The sequence below is a fragment of the Chryseobacterium sp. UYP7 genome (assembly GCF_056279225.1).
This window is the reverse complement of the sequence record NZ_JBWBQW010000004.1, coordinates 237706-253478: the sequence shown is the minus strand read 5'-3', so window position 1 is coordinate 253478 and position 15773 is coordinate 237706. Positions and strand designations below refer to the sequence as shown.

Here is a 15773-nt window from a genome sequence, read left to right as displayed (position 1 = left end):
CTGCAATTCCCGCTAAAAATAAAATGATCAGTTAAAACATGACATTCAATCAACCGCAAACTTTAAAAACCATTTCAGAATTGATCGGTGCCCAAATGATTGGCGACGAAAATTTTCCGGTTTTGGGAACCAATGAAATTCATCGGGTAAAAAGTGGGGAAATTGTGTTCGTAAATCATCCAAAATATTACGACAAAGCTCTGAATTCTGAGGCAACTATTATTTTAATTGATAAAGAAATAGAATGTCCTGCCGGAAAAGCACTTTTGGTTTCAGAGGATCCTTTTCGGGATTTCAATAAGATCAACACGCATTTCAAACGGATTTATAATTTCACGAAAGAATTGCATGATATCGAAGTAGGAGACGGAACCCATATTCATCCTTCTGCAGTGATCGGAAATGAGGTAAGGATTGGAAAAAATTCTCTGATATTTCCTAATGTAGTTATCGGAGACGGAACCATCATTGGCGATAATGTTATTATTCAAAGTGGAACCGTTTTAGGCGGCGATGCTTTTTATTACAGAAAACTGAATGGCGCATTCGACCGGTTAATATCAGTCGGAAACGTGATCATCGAAAATAATGTAGAAATAGGTAACAACTGCACGATCGATCGTGGCGTTACCGATTCGACCGTAATTGGTGAAGGTTCAGTTTTAGATAATCAAATTCAAATTGGTCATGACACCATCATCGGAAAAAGATGCATGATCGCTTCTTTGGTCGGAATTGCAGGTTGCTGTATTATTGAAGATGAGGTCACCGTTTGGGGACAAGTCGGCATGGCATCTGGAGTTCGCGTAGCAAGTGGAGCTGTTCTTTTAGGAAAAACCGGAGTGAATCAGGACTTGAAAAAAGGAACTTATTTCGGCCCGTTGGCACTGGAGTTCAAAGAATATTTACGAAGAGAAATAAAAGTCAAGAATTTGAAATAACAGTTTGTTGATCGAAACAGATTTTATTAAGTATTTTTGCAGTATATAAAAGTTAAATAAATTTAAAAAATAAAAAATGTCAGTATTAGTAAACAAAGATTCTAAAGTAATCGTACAGGGATTCACCGGAAACGAAGGAACTTTCCACGCAGGTCAAATGATTGAATACGGAACCAACGTTGTAGGCGGTGTAACTCCAGGAAAAGGAGGTTCTGAACACTTGGGAAAACCAGTTTTCAATACCGTTGCAGAATCTGTAGAAAAAGCAGGCGCTGATGTTTCTATCATTTTCGTTCCACCAGCATTTGCTGCAGATGCGATCATGGAAGCTGCAGAAGCCGGAATTAAAGTGATCGTTTGTATCACAGAGGGGATTCCTGTAGAAGATATGGTGAAAGTAAAAGCTTACATTGCTGATAAAGATACTCGTTTGATCGGACCAAACTGTCCGGGAATTATTACTTCTGATGAAGCTAAGATCGGTATTATGCCAGGATTCGTTTTCAAAAAAGGAAGAGTAGGAATTGTTTCTAAATCAGGAACTTTAACTTACGAAGCTGCAGATCAGGTTGTGAAAGCAGGTTACGGAGTTTCTACCGCGATCGGAATTGGTGGTGATCCAATTATCGGAACTACTACTAAAGACGCTTTAGAGCTTTTTATTAACGATCCAGAAACAGATGCTGTGGTAATGATCGGTGAAATTGGTGGTAATTTAGAAGCCGAAGCTGCAAGATGGTACAAAGCGAGTGGTTCTAAAAAGCCAGTTGTTGGATTTATCGCCGGACAAACTGCACCAAAAGGAAGAACGATGGGTCACGCCGGAGCAATCGTAGGTGGTGACGAAGATACCGCACAGGCAAAAATGGCTATTATGAGAGAAAACGGCATCAACGTCGTAGATTCTCCAGCAGAAATTGGCGCTACGGTTGCCAAAGTTTTAGGATAAAAACACAACACAATATGAAAAGAATTTTAATCAGTTCGGCACTTTGCGCAGCTACTTTTTTATCTGCTCAGATTGATTTCAGCAGTACAAGATATGGCGTTACTGCAGGTGGAACTTACTCTCGGGTAACCAACGCTCATAATCCATCAGGTCCCAAATTTTCGGGTTACGGCGGTTTTCTGGCCTTAATTCCGGTAGACAGCAATGACCAGTTTTATTTTCAGCCCGAGGTGGAATATTTAGGCGCTGGAGAAACGGGCAAAGATAAAGATGCAAAATCTTCACCTGGTTATGATGCTGTTTATGCGAATAACTACATTAGTGTTCCTATTTATTTTAAAGGATATTTTTCCGAAGCGGAGTCAGAATTCTTTGCAATGGCAGGGCCACGGTTTAATTTTTTGATCAACCAGAAAGTAACTGATGCGCCTTTAAGATATACCGTAGATGGTGATCCGGAAACAGGTGTTAATGGTAAAGCAGCCAGTTTTAATTTCGCGGTTGGTCTAGGTTTGGGTTTTTCTTACAAAAGAATGCTCGAAATCACTGCAAAATATGACTTGGGTGTAAGCAATACTTATCCTGGCTTAATGAATGAAAAAGGCACTGATTCGAATATTACCAAGAGGAAATCGGAACAGGTTTTTAGTGTAGGACTGAGTTATATTTTTGAATAACCGAATTTTTCTATAAATGAAGATCCCATCAATTCAGTTGATGGGATTTTTCTTTGTTGAATGGTTATGTTTTATTCTTGTTTCAGAGAAATATCAGACATACTTTATTTCATTTGTTTCAGGATCCAGTTCATCGTACTTTTAGAATTCATGATGCTCCAGGAATGGGGATGTTTTGTTCCATCTGGTCTTTTTCCTTTATTGTACGTTGTAATTACTTCTGCATTTTTGTTGCCTTTCAACTGAAGCATATTGATCATCGCAGAAATATTGATGCAATTTAAATCATAGAGATCTCGCCGTCTGTTTTTAATTTGCCATTCAACGCCGGGTTCTGTGTAAATTCTTGTCGGTATGTTGATTAAGAATCTTGCGTTTCCCCCATCTGCCTTTCTATGCGTGTACATTGAGTATTTTTCATATTCGTCGGGAACTTGTGATGGACTTCCTCCAAATGTTTCGGTCAGATCTTCAATAAAATACTTTGCTTCACTTACGCCAAGTTCCGAAAAATTTCTAAGTACTTCTCTTTCGCTTCTCTCATAAACGTGTTCAAGATCCAATGGCGGATCAACCGCAAAAATTGCTCTTGGAATGAAGGATGTGTTTTGATCTCTAACTGCCCTTTCCGCGAAAGTAATCGCCAACATTCCACCTCCGGAAAAACCTCCTAAAATAATTTTGTCTTTCGAGATGTTATATTTAGCAATTAATAAACGCGCGATCTCATCGATCCCTTTTACGTCTTCAATCATTTTTGAAGTATCCTCTGAAAAATACGGAACAATAACAATGAAATTATTTTTCAAAGCCAGTTCAGGAAGCTGAATCTGTTTTAAGATGTCTTCGGGTTTTTCACCGCCTCCATGTAATAGGAAGAGTATTGCTTCAGGTTGATTTTTGGGAACAATTTTTAAATAATAATCTTTTGGATTCTTGAGTTGAATCTTTTCCGGTTTTTGTGCGAAAATCTCAGAAGGAATTAACACAATAAATAATAATAAAAAGATATTTTTCATTGTCAATGGAAGGTTTGTTTAGTCTTTTCTGATAATCTTTTGTATGGAAAACTGCACCAAATTAAGCTTAAATTTTTTAGATCATAAAAGACTTTAAATATATGAAAAAGTGAATGAAGTACTAATTTCGTAGCCATTTCTTGTAAACTTTCCAATTAAAAATATTCATGGATGGATTAATATGTGAGGCAGAAATATTTCTGATGTATCAATCATTGCAAATCTTGTTTTTTCAGAAGCTAATGAAACACGACTACTTAAGAGACTGCAACGGTTTTGTCTTTAATGATAATAACTCCTGTAAAAAAAAAGTAATGCAAATATCACATAAAATTCAGCTAAATATTGCATCAAAAATTTCAAAATAAAAAGAGGATAATTATTGCTAATTATCCTCTTCTTCTAAACTTATATTTTATTAGAATGTTGAAGCTCCAGCTTCCGCAACGGTATGGTCGTTTTCAACCGAACTTCCGCTTACGCCTATGGCTCCGATAACAATACCTTCTGCATTTTTAATTGGAATTCCTCCGGGGAAAGTGATCAAACCTCCATTGGAATGTTCGATGTTGTATAAAGAACCTCCTGGCTGCGACAATTCTCCAAGAATACCGGTATTCATATCGAAAAAACGGGCAGTTTTCGCTTTTTTAGTTGCGATGTCAAGTGAGCCTAACCACGCTCCATCCATGCGTACGAGTGCAATTACGTTTGCGCCACCGTCTACAACTACGATATTCATTTTAGTATCGATCGCAGTTGCTTTTTGTTTTGCTGCTTCGATTGCTTTTTCTGCTTGTGCTAATGTAATATTCATTTTATGATGTTTTAATTGTTACTATTTATATTGCAAAGATACCGTTGAAAGTAAGAACTGTTATTACCATAACAGTTCAATAACTTATGATAAAGAGTCAGATTTATTTACGGATCATTCCGTGGGGATCGATGACGAATTTTTTGGCCACGCCACTATCAAATTCAGCATAACCTCTTGGTGCATCTTTCAGGCTTATTACTTCTGCGTTCACCGCTTTAGCAATATCTATTTTGTCGTGTAAAATAGCATTCATCAGCTGTCTGTGGTATTTCATCACTGGTGTTTGTCCGGTGTGGAAAGAGTGGGACTTTGCCCAGCCTAGACCAAAACGGATTTTTAAACTTCCCTGTTTTGAAGCTTCATCCGTTGCTCCTGGATCTTCCGTCACGTACAAACCAGGAATTCCGATCGATCCGCCTGCTCGGGTAATTGCCATGGCTTGATTTAGAACTATAGCAGGCATTTCTTCACCCGCGTTCGCGCCGTGTCCGCTGGCTTCGAAACCTACACAATCCACAAAACAATCAACTTCAGGTACACCAACGATCATAGCGATCTGTTCCTGCACCGGAATACCATTGGTTAAATTAATGGTTTCGCAACCGAAACTTCTGGCGTGGGCAAGTCGATCTTCATTAAGATCGCCAACGATCACAACGGCTGCACCTAATAACTGACAACTTGATGCACAAGCTAATCCCACTGGTCCGGCACCGGCAATATACACAACTGAACCAGCTGTCACGCCTGCCATAACCGCTCCGTGAAATCCGGTGGGTAGAATGTCGGTCAGCATGGTTAGATCTAAAATTTTATCCATAGCCTGGTCATTATCCGGGAATTTTAATAAGTTAAAATCGGCATAAGGAACCATCACATATTCTGCTTGACCGCCGATCCAGCCGCCCATATCTACATATCCGTAAGCACCGCCGGCTCGATCTCCATTTACATTTAAGCAAATGCCTGTTTGACCATTTTTACAATTTCGGCAACGGCCACACGCAACGTTAAAAGGAACCGAAACGATATCACCTTTCTTAATAAATTCAACGTCCCGTCCTAATTCTATAACTTCTCCTGTGATTTCGTGTCCTAATACCAACCCCTTTTCGGCCGTCGTTCTTCCTCTAACCATATGTTGGTCGGAACCGCAAATGTTAGTGGCTACGATCTTTAAAATAACACCGTGTTCACACTTTCTGTCACCCAATGCTAATTTAGGATATTCTATTTCCAGTAATTCTACTTTTCCTGTTCCCATATAAGAGATACCGTGATTTTTACACATAATGTTCTGATTTTGTTTGAATTAATAAATAGCTGTCACTAAATTGAATTTCAAAATTAGAGATAATTCTACATGTAGTTCTTATTAAAAAAGGTCAATATTTATGTAAAAAGGTCTAATATGCTCCATTGGTACGATCAACGAATAAAAAACGGATTGAAAATGAAATGTAAGGTGAAAAAGCTTTATCAAATCTCACTTGGACTGATTCCAAACTTATTCTTAAAAGCAGTACTGAAGTTAGAAAGATTGTTATATCCAAAATCCAGATAGATTTCGGAAGGTCGCGAATTCCCTTCCTCTAAAGTTTCTTTGGCTTTTTGAAGTCGTTTATCCTGTAGCCATTTTCCAGGTGATAGTTTGTATTCTTTAATAAAATGACGTTTAAAAGTGGATAAACTCATATTGCATAAAAAAGCTATTTCCTCTAATTTCAGGTTAGAATGTATTTTGCTTTCTACACTTTTTTTAAAAGGCGAAGTCTCTTTAATGACCAATGAATGCAGATATAAATCAAATTTTTTACCGTATTTCTGCAGCAGATAAAGCATTAATTCTTCAAATTTTACGGAGAGTAAATTCTCCATAAAAATATTTGGAGCTTCACTAATGGTAGACAGCGAATTTATATACGAGATAATATAATCATCATTTCTAATAATAAAATACGGAATTTCATCTCTAACCGCTTCTTGATTTTGAGAATGCTTTTCTAAAAATTCGATCAGTTTTTTTTCGGAAAAGAACAGGAGCTTGCAATAGTAAATTACTTCTTTATCCAGTAATTCTGTCCAAAGCCAATTTCCTTTTTTCAACAGTAAGGACTGATCTTTATTTACGGCAACAGAAGTTCCTGCAAAATGTACCTGCTTTTTCCCGACCTGCAAAAAACTGAACATATTCATACCCAAATTAACCTTGCTTTTCACAACATCATTGTTCATTTTAAAATCATAAACGAACAGATCAGGATTTCCTTTTTTCTCTTTAATAAAGATTTCTGGTATGTTTTCTATTGGCATCTGGATTGTTTTTCAGCAGGTAGGTTTCGAGAATTCTTCAGAAAATCTGATTTCCCAATTAATGTTTCTACAATATAAATTTCGTAGTCATTTGTATTAATGTTTCGAGAAAACAAATTTAAAGACAGAATATTGCTAAAGTCAAAATTATTAAAATTTTTTTCATGTAGAATTTTGTTTAAAGATTGTAGGCGCATCTTTTATAAGTATCAATGCATGACAGAAATACCAAAATTTACGGTGGGTTACTATTGAAATGCAGACTTATAATTATTTAGAAGAAACTTAGATATTTCTTTCCAAAGTCTTCAGATTCAAAAGAAAATTCCCAAGTTAGAAGACCTTTTATTAATAGCTACTTTCTTATTTAAAACATCCAACATCCAACATCCAACATTCGTCAATCCTAACTTCTGATCCATTTCCACAATTCCTTCGCGCTTGCTTTGTTGCCGTACATTAGAATTCCAACCCTGTAAATTTTCGCCGCCAGATAAATCATTAGTAAGGTAGAGATCACCAGCAAAAACATCGACAACGCTATTTGCCAGGCCGGAACTCCAAACGGAATCCGCGCGATCATCGCAACGGGCGAAGTAAATGGAATCATCGATAACCAAAATCCGAGTGGACCTTCAGGATTATTCATGATTGTAAAACTTCCGTACATTCCCAACATTAAAGGAATGATTGCAAATAAAGTAAATTGCTGCGTTTCTGTTTCATTGTCAACCGCAGAACCAATAGCTGCATACATGGAACTGTAAAAAATGTAACCCAATAAGAAAAAGACGATGAATACGAAAATGATCAATGGAAAATTCATATCTAAAAGAATATGAGAAACTTCTGTAGCGGTTTGTTTAAAATCAAATTTCTGCATCATTTCTGCCGACTGTTCTCCGCCCGGAATTTGTTGCTGCATGGCCGAAAATCCAGTATTTAAAAATAAAGCGCCAATTACCGACATGGTGATCCAAATGCTGAACTGCGTTACCGCAACCAATGTTACGCCCAGAATTTTTCCCATCATCAGCTCAAAAGGTTTTACGGAGGAGATGATAATTTCGACAACGCGATTGTTTTTTTCTTCTAGAACACTTCGCATCACCCGGACTCCATAAATAATAATGAACATGAAAACCGCGTACATTAAAACCATGCTTAATCCGGATTTTACGCCAAAATTTAAGTCGGAATCACCTTTGTTGTTATCCACCACATTCTGTGTGTTGAGGTCGAAATTTTTATCTAAGCTGCTTAACTGATCCTCAGAAATACCGAGTGTTTTTATCTTTTCTTTTTTAATGATTTTTGAAAGAGCTGAAACAACACTTGATTTGGTGTCGAAACCAATTTTCTTATTGATGAGCAACTGAGAATTTTTCTCCATCTCATCGAAATTGTTGTTTTTCAATTCTGGAATAATCAGTAAGCCTTCAATTCCTGTCATTTCTTTCAAAGTAGAAGTTAAAGCCCGTTCGTTTTCCTGCGGTACAAAAACATATTTAATGGCTTTGGTGCTTTTTAAATTTCCTACAAAAAGTCCGCTTTTATCAACGACGTTAAAAGTGCTGGAGCTTTCGTTCGCCTTAAACATAAAGGCGATCAAAAGCCCGAAGCCGATCATTAGAATTGGTGCCATTAAAGTAAGCACGACAAAAGATTTTTTCTTTACCTGCGTGAGATATTCTCTTTTGGTAATTAGAAATATATTTTTCATAAGTAATAAATATCGTCACCTATATCGCTTTCTCAAAGAAAGAGATTTTAAGGACGGTTTAAAAATTAGTTGTTTGCTACCGCATTAATGAAAACTTCGTTCATGCTCGGGATTTTTTCGTCAAAAGATCTTATTTTCCCGATTTTCATCAATTCATTTAAAAGTAAATGTTGATCGTTATCATTTTTTAGATCAAAAGAAACCAATTGATTTTCTGTGGTGTAATCTTTAATCTGAAATTGATTTTTAAAACCCTCAAATTTTTCACCGTCAACATCAGAAAGCGTTATACCAAAGATATTTTTCTTGAATTTTTCACGTACGTCGAATATTTTACCGTCTAAGACTTTCTTTGCGTTATCGATCAATGCTACATAATCACACATTTCTTCAACACTTTCCATTCGGTGCGTAGACAGGATAATGGTCGTTCCTTCGTTTTTTAATTTGAGGATCTGGTCTTTAATTAAATTCGCATTCACGGGATCGAAACCAGAAAACGGTTCATCCAGGATCAGGAGTTTCGGCCTGTGTAAAACAGTTACTACAAACTGAATTTTCTGCGCCATTCCTTTCGAAAGTTCGCTCAGTTTTTTCTTCCACCACTGATCGATCTGCAATTGTTCAAACCAGTATTTTGCCTGAGAAAGCGCATCGCTTTTGCTCATGCCTTTCAACTCTCCGAAATAGAGGATCTGGTCACCAACTCCCATGTTTTTGTACAATCCACGTTCTTCCGGCATGTAACCGATCTGGCGGATATGTTCCGGATTTAGCTTTTGGTTGTTGATATAAACTTCGCCGGAATCGGCCTGCGTAATCTGATTAATAATACGGATAAAAGTGGTTTTTCCGGCGCCGTTTGGACCAAGAAGTCCATAAATACTGCCTTCCGGAACATCGATTGAGAAATCCTCAAGCGCCAGTTTTTTACCTGCGTTGTAGGTTTTGGTAACATTTTCTGCTTTAAGCATCCAATTAATTTTATTGATTAGTCTTTAAATAACAGGGAAAGTTACGGAAATATAGGGGAATATTTAGGAGCAGTCTCGTCCTCAAACGAGATGCTTTCCTTATTCGTTTTTTTACAAATTTTGCCGTGGGCGATGCCATCTGCAAATACTTGTAGAGAGAGCTCAAATATGCCATTCAATGAGGGCTGATTTTAAAAATAGACAAGTAGATAATCGACGAAGAGACAATGAATTGATCACTCAAATATTAAATCAGTCAAAAAACTTTACCTCAGTTTAATGAGTCAATTCAAAATTTTTGTAGAACTCATCAGCTTCTGCGATCACAACATCCATTTCTTCTAAAGTAAATACTTCTAAAAACTTCCGGCGGAAATCTTTAAAATGTGGGATTCCACGGAAATAGTTGCTGTAATGCTGACGCATTTCTATTAAACCTAAACGTTCGCCTTTCCATTCCATGCTCCATTCTGCGTGTTGACGAACAGCTTCTAACCGTTGAGAAAGAGTCGGTTCGGGCAAAACTTCTCCGGTTTTGAAGAAATGTTTTACTTCGTTAAAAATCCAGGGATAACCGATGGCGCCACGACCGATCATTATGCCGTCGCAGTCATATTTGTTTTTGTAATCCCAGGCCTTTTGGGGCGAATCTACATCGCCGTTCCCAAATATTGGAATATTAATTCTGGGATTGTTTTTAACTTTTGAAATATAATTCCAGTCTGCCTCTCCTTTATACATTTGGGCGCGCGTTCTTGCGTGGATCGTTAAAGCTTTTACGCCCACGTCCTGCAGTCTTTCAGCGACTTCCATAATATTGATGGTTTCTGTATCCCAACCTAAACGTGTTTTTACAGTCACTGGCAAATCGGTAGAATTCACAACGGCTTTGGTAAGGCGGATCATGAGGTCGATATCTTTTAAGACTCCAGCACCGGCTCCTTTACAAACCACTTTTTTTACCGGACATCCAAAATTAATATCGACAATATCCGGACTTACTGCGGCTACGATCTTTGCAGAAAGCGCCATTGCATCTTCATCGCCACCAAAGATCTGAATTCCAACAGGTCTTTCATAATCGAAAATATCGAGCTTTTTCATGCTTTTCATGGCATCACGAATCAATCCTTCGGAAGAAATAAATTCCGAATACATCATGTCTGCTCCGTGCATTTTACATAGCCTGCGAAAGGGTGGATCCGAAACATCCTCCATTGGAGCGAGTAACAAGGGGAACTCTGGCAGTTCGATATTACCGATTTTTATCATGGTGCAAAGATATCAATTATGAAAGAAAGAATTAAAATCAAAAAATATTTAATGAGTTATAGGATGAATATAGATGCATAAAAAAAATAAATAACATAGTCAAAGAAGATCTGTTAACCGAAATAATGAAGTGGGAAGTTCACATAAAATAAACTCGCTTAATTCAACCGATATAAAAACTTATAAACTTTTACGTGAAAATTTTCCGACAATCTTTTGTGACTTTCTAGTAAGAAATCCTAATCAAAATCGTGATGTGTATCGTCTTTTGAATTGCGATAAACAAACCACATTCCGATTGTAAGACCTACAACTCCGGCAACGGCGGTCATTAAAGCACGCTCTAATTTGTCTGGCTGTGTATTTCCGATGTAATTGAACAGAAATAAAATAATGAATGTGATTGCAGCAATAACTGCGTATTTTGTACTTCTTATATTCATTAATTTAGTTTATAAGAAATCATCACGCCGCCACGATAAGGCAGGATTTCTCCGCTTTTATCCCATGGTCGACCATCATCGTCATATCGAATTCCCAATTCTTTGTGATAGCCTTTGTAAAAACTTTGCACGCTTCCTGCACCGAGGTAAAGATCCATATTCCATTTTTCGCCAAGTTGAAATTGATATCCTACTACGCCACCGATCATTACTGCATAGCCATCCTGATAGAGATCAGATGCTTTGTACAAAGGTGAATCTAAATTATACTGTGTAAGATCATCAGTCCAATAATTAAATTTCTGCATAATGAAACGAGCCGCGGAAATATTGGCACCAACATACCAGTGTTTAAAGGCTTCTTTAAAATAATACCGCCCATCAAAACCAATCATATAAACCTGGGCATATTTGCCGGCAAACGATTTCCAGGGAGAAATAAAGACTTCGCCTTGTAAAGTCATTTTGTTATTTAGCTGATATTCTAATCCTGCATTCAATATTCCTATTGGAAGAAAAAGTGCGTTGGCTTTAACGTAAAGCTTTTTTTGAACAATCGAATCCTGCACCTGGGCATTTATGATGAATGAAAGGGAAATTGCAAAAGCAAAAAGAAGTTTTTTCAAAGTAATACTTTATTTTAAAGTTTGTAAAAGTTGGGCGGCCATCGTAGCGTCTTTGCCCTGAGTTACTGCAAGATTTTGAGAGATCTCTGCGTAAGTTTTTGCAATGTCTTTTTTACCCGTTAGCGAATATAACTTCGCCAAAATGTAAGTGTTTTCTGCAGTTTCGGTTTTCATGACTGATTTTTCTGCCCATTCTTCTGCTTTTTTGAGGGAAGAAGGTGTCGAAATATGTTCACTAAAAATCCAGGCAGCTTTCAAAAGTTCTTCAGCATCAAAACTATCCGAATCATTATAATATACTAAAGCAGCTTTTTCATATCCTGCGAAATTGTTTACGTTAGGATAGAAAATAACTTTCATTCTGTTTAGAGCGATTTCTGCGTCTGTTTTTCCTATTAAAGGAATTGCGTTCTTAAAAAAATAATCGTCGTTAATGATTCCTGTTTTTTGATCCAAAGAATTGTCTAAAATTTTCGAGATCTTAATGTTTGCGTCAAACTGCTTGTAAATGTCTTCGGACATTAATTGAACAATCTCCGGCTTTTTGTTCTCGAAAATTTTGTAATTAGGATCAGTTGGCGATTTGATGAAATACAGTAACATTCCCAAATCCTCTTTGGTGAGTGGTTCGTTCTTCTTCACCGTAAAATATCTTTCAGAAACTTTCTTAGCCAGTTCATAATCTTCATTAGAGTACAAACGCATCATGTTTAATAAAAATTCTGGATCTTTTTCGCCCTTTTCAAAAAGTTCTTTACTGGAGGCAGTTCGGAATTTTGGATTGTTGGCTTCTTTGGCGATGGTCAAAAAATCCTCTTCTCCCATATATCCCAAATTTTTCATTACCAGTTCGCCGTCTCCATTTAAGAAAAGAAAAGAAGGGTAGGAGCGAATTCCGTATTTAACTGCGAGGTCGCGACCTTCGCCCTTTTCCATATCGAATCGCGCATTCACAAAATTGGTATTATAATACTCTTTAACAGCAGGCAAAGGAAAAATATTTTTTTCCATCATTTTACAGGGACCACACCAAGATGCATAAGCATCAATAAAAACCAGTTTCTTTTCTGATTTTGCCTTTGCGAGGATTTCTTTAAAAGTTAGCTGCTGAAAATCTATACTTTCCTGAGAAAATAAAAGTGTAGAAAAACCTATTATGAAGAAAGAAAATAACTTTTTCATTTTTTAATAAAAATTTGATGCGAAGTTAAATATAAAAAATACAACGGAAAAGATTTTATTCGATTATAAAAATTACTCTTTTCCAATTGGAAACATAAAAGGTTAACGATTACAAAGATTCAAGTTCCTTCCATTCCTTCTAAATTCATTAAAAAAAAGAGCCGAAGCTCTCCTTTTTACTCATTGTCAGGCTGGGATTTATTGTCCATCAATTTTAAAAGAATCTTTCAAGGTAACGGTTCTGTTAAATACCAGATTCTCATCGGTAGAATCTCTGTCTTTCATAAAGTATCCGATTCTTTGGAACTGGTAAGGATGTCCGATCTCTGCGTCTTTCAAACTTGGTTCTGCAAATCCTTTTACCGTTTTTAAGCTTTCAGGATTAATAAAATGCATAAAATCGGTTTCTTTTTCCGCATCTGGTTGTGGGGTTGTGAAAAGTCGGTCGTATATTCGAACATCAACAGGAATCGCATGTTTTGCGGATACCCAGTGTAAGGTTCCTTTCACTTTTCTTAAACTTTCTTCGGTTCCACTTCCCGACTTGCTTTTCGGATCGTAAGTCGCATAAATCGTCGTGATCTCGCCGTTTTCATCTTTATCAACACTTTCAGCTTTAATGATGTAAGCGGATTTCAATCGAACTTCGCTGCCTAATTTCAAACGGAAAAACTTTTTATTGGCTTCTTCTTTAAAATCTTCTCTTTCGATGTAAATCTCTCTGGAAAAAGGAATTTCTCTGGTTCCCGCATTTTCATCTTCGGGATTATTTTCAGTTTCTAATAATTCATCTACGTTTTCCGGATAATTGGTGATCACCAGTTTCACAGGATCCACAACAGCCATTACCCGCGTGGCGATCTTATTTAAATCCTCGCGCACAAAAAATTCTAATAACTGAATGTCAATAAGATTTTCTCTTTTTGCAACACCCACTCTTTCGATAAAATTTTTGATAGAAGTTGGCGTAAAACCTAATCTTCGCATTCCGGAAATAGTTGGCATTCTGGGATCGTCCCAACCGGTAACCGCATTTTCAGCAACCAATCGCTGCAATTTTCTTTTAGAAGTAATAAGATAAGACACGTTCATTCTTGCAAATTCGCGCTGTTTGTTTCTTACCGTAGTTTCATCGTAAACCTGATCCAGATACCAATCATAAAGTGGACGGTGATTTTCGAATTCCAAAGAACATAAAGAGTGAGAGATCTGTTCAATATAATCGGATTCTCCGTGAGCCCAGTCGTACATTGGATAAATTTTCCATTTGTCGCCTGTTCTGTGATGAGGTCTTTTCAAAATTCGGTACATCACAGGATCGCGCATATTCATGTTGGGCGATTTCATATCTATTTTTGCACGTAAAGACATGGAACCTTCTTCGAACTCTCCATTTTTCATCTTTTCGAAAAGTTCTAAACTTTCGGCAATCGGTCGGTTTCGGAAGGGTGAATCCACGCCTTCTTCAAAAGGATTTTTTCGCTGTGCAGTAATCTCTTCGGACGGTTGCTCATCTACATAAGCTTTTTCGTCTTTGATCATTTGTACAGCCCAATCGTATAGCTGATCAAAGTAATCAGATGCATACAATTCCTGATCATATTTAAAACCTAACCATTCAATATCTGCTTTAATGGAATCCACAAATTCCTGTTCTTCTTTTTCGGGATTTGTATCATCAAAACGAAGATTGACAGGCGCACCATATTTTTCGCCCAAACCGAAATTAATGCAGATCGCCTTGGTGTGACCAACATGCAGATAACCATTTGGTTCCGGCGGAAAACGGAATCTAAGCTGGTCTTTAGAAAAACCATTCGATAGATCATCTTCTATAATTTGCTCAATAAAATTGAGAGACTTTTTTTCTTCTTCCATTATTAATTCTTGTAGAAGGCAAATTTACAGATTATTGAGGAAAAGAGAAACTTATACTCTTAGCAATTGTAGTTTTTTAATAATGGTGTTATGCCGGGATAAAATTTTAATGAATTAATCAAGAATTATTCAATTTAATCCTAAAGATTTGTAGTAATCGCAAAATTTTAATTAAATTTATACCGAAATTAATGATAAGAACCGTCAAATTTTAACAATCTGAAAACTTCTGGACAATTTTGGTATCAGGAAGTTTAGAAATATAATTTTTGTCGATTTTTTCTTACTGCAAGAAATAGGAGTTCTATAAATAATTTTCTAGCAAATTATCACAGATGAAATTATAAATTTATGCTCGTTTCTTGCCTAATTACTATTTATCTCTTTCTGGTTTTTGTATGTTTAGTCATCTCCTTTCTGCGAAGAAAGATTGATGGATCATACCTTTATCTGTATTTTCTTTCTGTAGCTGTCATCGAGATTTCACCCCGTATTTTTGCTGTCGAAGCAAATCGGATTTATACGTTAGGATCATTTCTCTACATCGGCTTTTTAACTTTTTACTATTCCATAAAGATCCCGGATCAGAAAAGAACGGTCTATGTTTTAGGATTATTAACATCGGTTTTCAGCGTTGTTTTCATTGTAATGTCAAAGCAAATGTTTTCTACGGCTTTGGGAATTACCTTATCTGTTTTTTATATGACCCTGTCATTACTATGGTTTTTTAGCCAGATCAAAAACAACGATGACACATTTATCACACACAAACAGGCTTTCTGGGTAAGTTCCGCCATGCTTTTCTGGAGTGTTATTTTTCTTTTCAGGGTTTCTTTCATGTATTGGCTGGCAGAAAATGACCATGCTTTTTTAGTGCTTCTCGACAAGATTTTCAAAATTTCGGTGGTATTGACTTATGGTTTTTTTCTTATTGCCGTAACCCGCAAATATTAGGA

Annotated in this window: 15 protein-coding genes; 4 read left to right on the top strand and 11 right to left on the bottom strand. The window is 36.7% G+C overall.

From position 1 onward, the window contains the following. Nucleotides 1-38: 38 nt before the first annotated feature. From ACZ9HT_RS10555 to ACZ9HT_RS10545, 3 genes are all read left to right on the top strand, one after another. Nucleotides 39-941, top strand: coding sequence for an LpxD N-terminal domain-containing protein (locus ACZ9HT_RS10555; protein WP_476040449.1), 903 nt, complete (start codon nt 39-41; stop codon nt 939-941). A 76-nt stretch (nt 942-1017) separates the two neighbouring features. Beyond that, nucleotides 1018-1890, top strand: a complete 873-nt coding sequence (sucD, locus tag ACZ9HT_RS10550) for a succinate--CoA ligase subunit alpha (RefSeq protein WP_476040448.1) — start codon at nt 1018-1020, stop codon at nt 1888-1890. A 14-nt stretch (nt 1891-1904) separates the two neighbouring features. Continuing rightward, complete coding sequence (locus ACZ9HT_RS10545; RefSeq protein WP_476040447.1) at nt 1905-2567, top strand: porin family protein; 663 nt, start codon at nt 1905-1907, stop codon at nt 2565-2567. Between the two features lie 104 nt (nt 2568-2671). Here the strand turns inward: ACZ9HT_RS10545 and ACZ9HT_RS10540 are convergent, their stop codons facing one another. The 11 genes from ACZ9HT_RS10540 to ACZ9HT_RS10490 all read right to left on the bottom strand — a co-directional run bounded on the left by ACZ9HT_RS10540 (nt 2672) and on the right by ACZ9HT_RS10490 (nt 14817). Then, nucleotides 2672-3586, bottom strand: a complete 915-nt coding sequence (locus ACZ9HT_RS10540) for a hypothetical protein (RefSeq protein ID WP_476040446.1) — start codon at nt 3584-3586, stop codon at nt 2672-2674. Between the two features lie 418 nt (nt 3587-4004). Beyond that, nucleotides 4005-4403 (bottom strand): GlcG/HbpS family heme-binding protein, encoded by a 399-nt coding sequence (locus tag ACZ9HT_RS10535; RefSeq protein ID WP_476040445.1) that lies wholly within the window; start codon nt 4401-4403, stop codon nt 4005-4007. Nucleotides 4404-4506: 103 nt separating this feature from the next. Continuing rightward, nucleotides 4507-5697, bottom strand: coding sequence for a formaldehyde dehydrogenase, glutathione-independent (gene fdhA, locus ACZ9HT_RS10530; RefSeq protein WP_476040444.1), 1191 nt, complete (start codon nt 5695-5697; stop codon nt 4507-4509). A gap of 188 nt (nt 5698-5885) precedes the next feature. Next, nucleotides 5886-6719, bottom strand: a complete 834-nt coding sequence (locus ACZ9HT_RS10525; protein ID WP_476040443.1) for a helix-turn-helix domain-containing protein — start codon at nt 6717-6719, stop codon at nt 5886-5888. A 406-nt stretch (nt 6720-7125) separates the two neighbouring features. Then, nucleotides 7126-8442: an ABC transporter permease gene (locus ACZ9HT_RS10520; RefSeq protein ID WP_476040442.1), complete on the bottom strand. Its 1317-nt coding sequence runs from the start codon at nt 8440-8442 to the stop codon at nt 7126-7128. A 65-nt stretch (nt 8443-8507) separates the two neighbouring features. Then, nucleotides 8508-9416, bottom strand: coding sequence for an ABC transporter ATP-binding protein (locus tag ACZ9HT_RS10515; RefSeq protein WP_476040441.1), 909 nt, complete (start codon nt 9414-9416; stop codon nt 8508-8510). Between the two features lie 276 nt (nt 9417-9692). Then, nucleotides 9693-10688, bottom strand: a complete 996-nt coding sequence (dusB, locus tag ACZ9HT_RS10510; RefSeq protein ID WP_476040440.1) for a tRNA dihydrouridine synthase DusB — start codon at nt 10686-10688, stop codon at nt 9693-9695. A 239-nt stretch (nt 10689-10927) separates the two neighbouring features. Beyond that, the gene (locus tag ACZ9HT_RS10505; protein WP_476040439.1) at nt 10928-11131 is read right to left on the bottom strand and encodes a hypothetical protein; all 204 of its coding nucleotides are present in this window, start codon (nt 11129-11131) and stop codon (nt 10928-10930) included. Further along, complete coding sequence (locus tag ACZ9HT_RS10500) at nt 11131-11757, bottom strand: DUF3575 domain-containing protein (RefSeq protein ID WP_476040438.1); 627 nt, start codon at nt 11755-11757, stop codon at nt 11131-11133. Before ACZ9HT_RS10500 ends, ACZ9HT_RS10505 begins: the two co-directional genes overlap by 1 nt. Nucleotides 11758-11766: 9 nt before the next feature. Further along, entirely contained in the window at nt 11767-12939 is a 1173-nt protein-coding gene (locus tag ACZ9HT_RS10495) for a thioredoxin family protein (protein ID WP_476040437.1), read from the bottom strand. A 198-nt stretch (nt 12940-13137) separates the two neighbouring features. Beyond that, nucleotides 13138-14817: a glutamine--tRNA ligase/YqeY domain fusion protein gene (locus ACZ9HT_RS10490; protein WP_476040436.1), complete on the bottom strand. Its 1680-nt coding sequence runs from the start codon at nt 14815-14817 to the stop codon at nt 13138-13140. Between the two features lie 351 nt (nt 14818-15168). Here ACZ9HT_RS10490 and ACZ9HT_RS10485 point away from each other — a divergent pair, with 351 nt between their 5' ends. Further along, a complete protein-coding gene (locus tag ACZ9HT_RS10485; protein WP_476040435.1) occupies nt 15169-15771 on the top strand; it encodes a hypothetical protein in 603 nt (200 codons plus the stop codon). The last annotated feature ends 2 nt before the right edge of the window (nt 15772-15773 follow it).

What these genes read in the sequence shown, in the direction of transcription:
- ACZ9HT_RS10540 (WP_476040446.1), bottom strand. Translation starts at nt 3,586, where the DNA reads ATGAAAAATATCTTTTTATTATTATTTATTGTGTTAATTCCTTCTGAG.
- ACZ9HT_RS10495 (WP_476040437.1), bottom strand. Translation starts at nt 12,939, where the DNA reads ATGAAAAAGTTATTTTCTTTCTTCATAATAGGTTTTTCTACACTTTTA.
- ACZ9HT_RS10485 (WP_476040435.1), top strand. Translation starts at nt 15,169, where the DNA reads ATGCTCGTTTCTTGCCTAATTACTATTTATCTCTTTCTGGTTTTTGTA.
- ACZ9HT_RS10545 (WP_476040447.1), top strand. Translation starts at nt 1,905, where the DNA reads ATGAAAAGAATTTTAATCAGTTCGGCACTTTGCGCAGCTACTTTTTTA.
- ACZ9HT_RS10525 (WP_476040443.1), bottom strand. Translation starts at nt 6,719, where the DNA reads ATGCCAATAGAAAACATACCAGAAATCTTTATTAAAGAGAAAAAAGGA.
- ACZ9HT_RS10535 (WP_476040445.1), bottom strand. Translation starts at nt 4,403, where the DNA reads ATGAATATTACATTAGCACAAGCAGAAAAAGCAATCGAAGCAGCAAAA.
- ACZ9HT_RS10505 (WP_476040439.1), bottom strand. Translation starts at nt 11,131, where the DNA reads ATGAATATAAGAAGTACAAAATACGCAGTTATTGCTGCAATCACATTC.
- fdhA (WP_476040444.1), bottom strand. Translation starts at nt 5,697, where the DNA reads ATGTGTAAAAATCACGGTATCTCTTATATGGGAACAGGAAAAGTAGAA.
- dusB (WP_476040440.1), bottom strand. Translation starts at nt 10,688, where the DNA reads ATGATAAAAATCGGTAATATCGAACTGCCAGAGTTCCCCTTGTTACTC.
- sucD (WP_476040448.1), top strand. Translation starts at nt 1,018, where the DNA reads ATGTCAGTATTAGTAAACAAAGATTCTAAAGTAATCGTACAGGGATTC.
- ACZ9HT_RS10490 (WP_476040436.1), bottom strand. Translation starts at nt 14,817, where the DNA reads ATGGAAGAAGAAAAAAAGTCTCTCAATTTTATTGAGCAAATTATAGAA.
- ACZ9HT_RS10555 (WP_476040449.1), top strand. Translation starts at nt 39, where the DNA reads ATGACATTCAATCAACCGCAAACTTTAAAAACCATTTCAGAATTGATC.
- ACZ9HT_RS10515 (WP_476040441.1), bottom strand. Translation starts at nt 9,416, where the DNA reads ATGCTTAAAGCAGAAAATGTTACCAAAACCTACAACGCAGGTAAAAAA.
- ACZ9HT_RS10520 (WP_476040442.1), bottom strand. Translation starts at nt 8,442, where the DNA reads ATGAAAAATATATTTCTAATTACCAAAAGAGAATATCTCACGCAGGTA.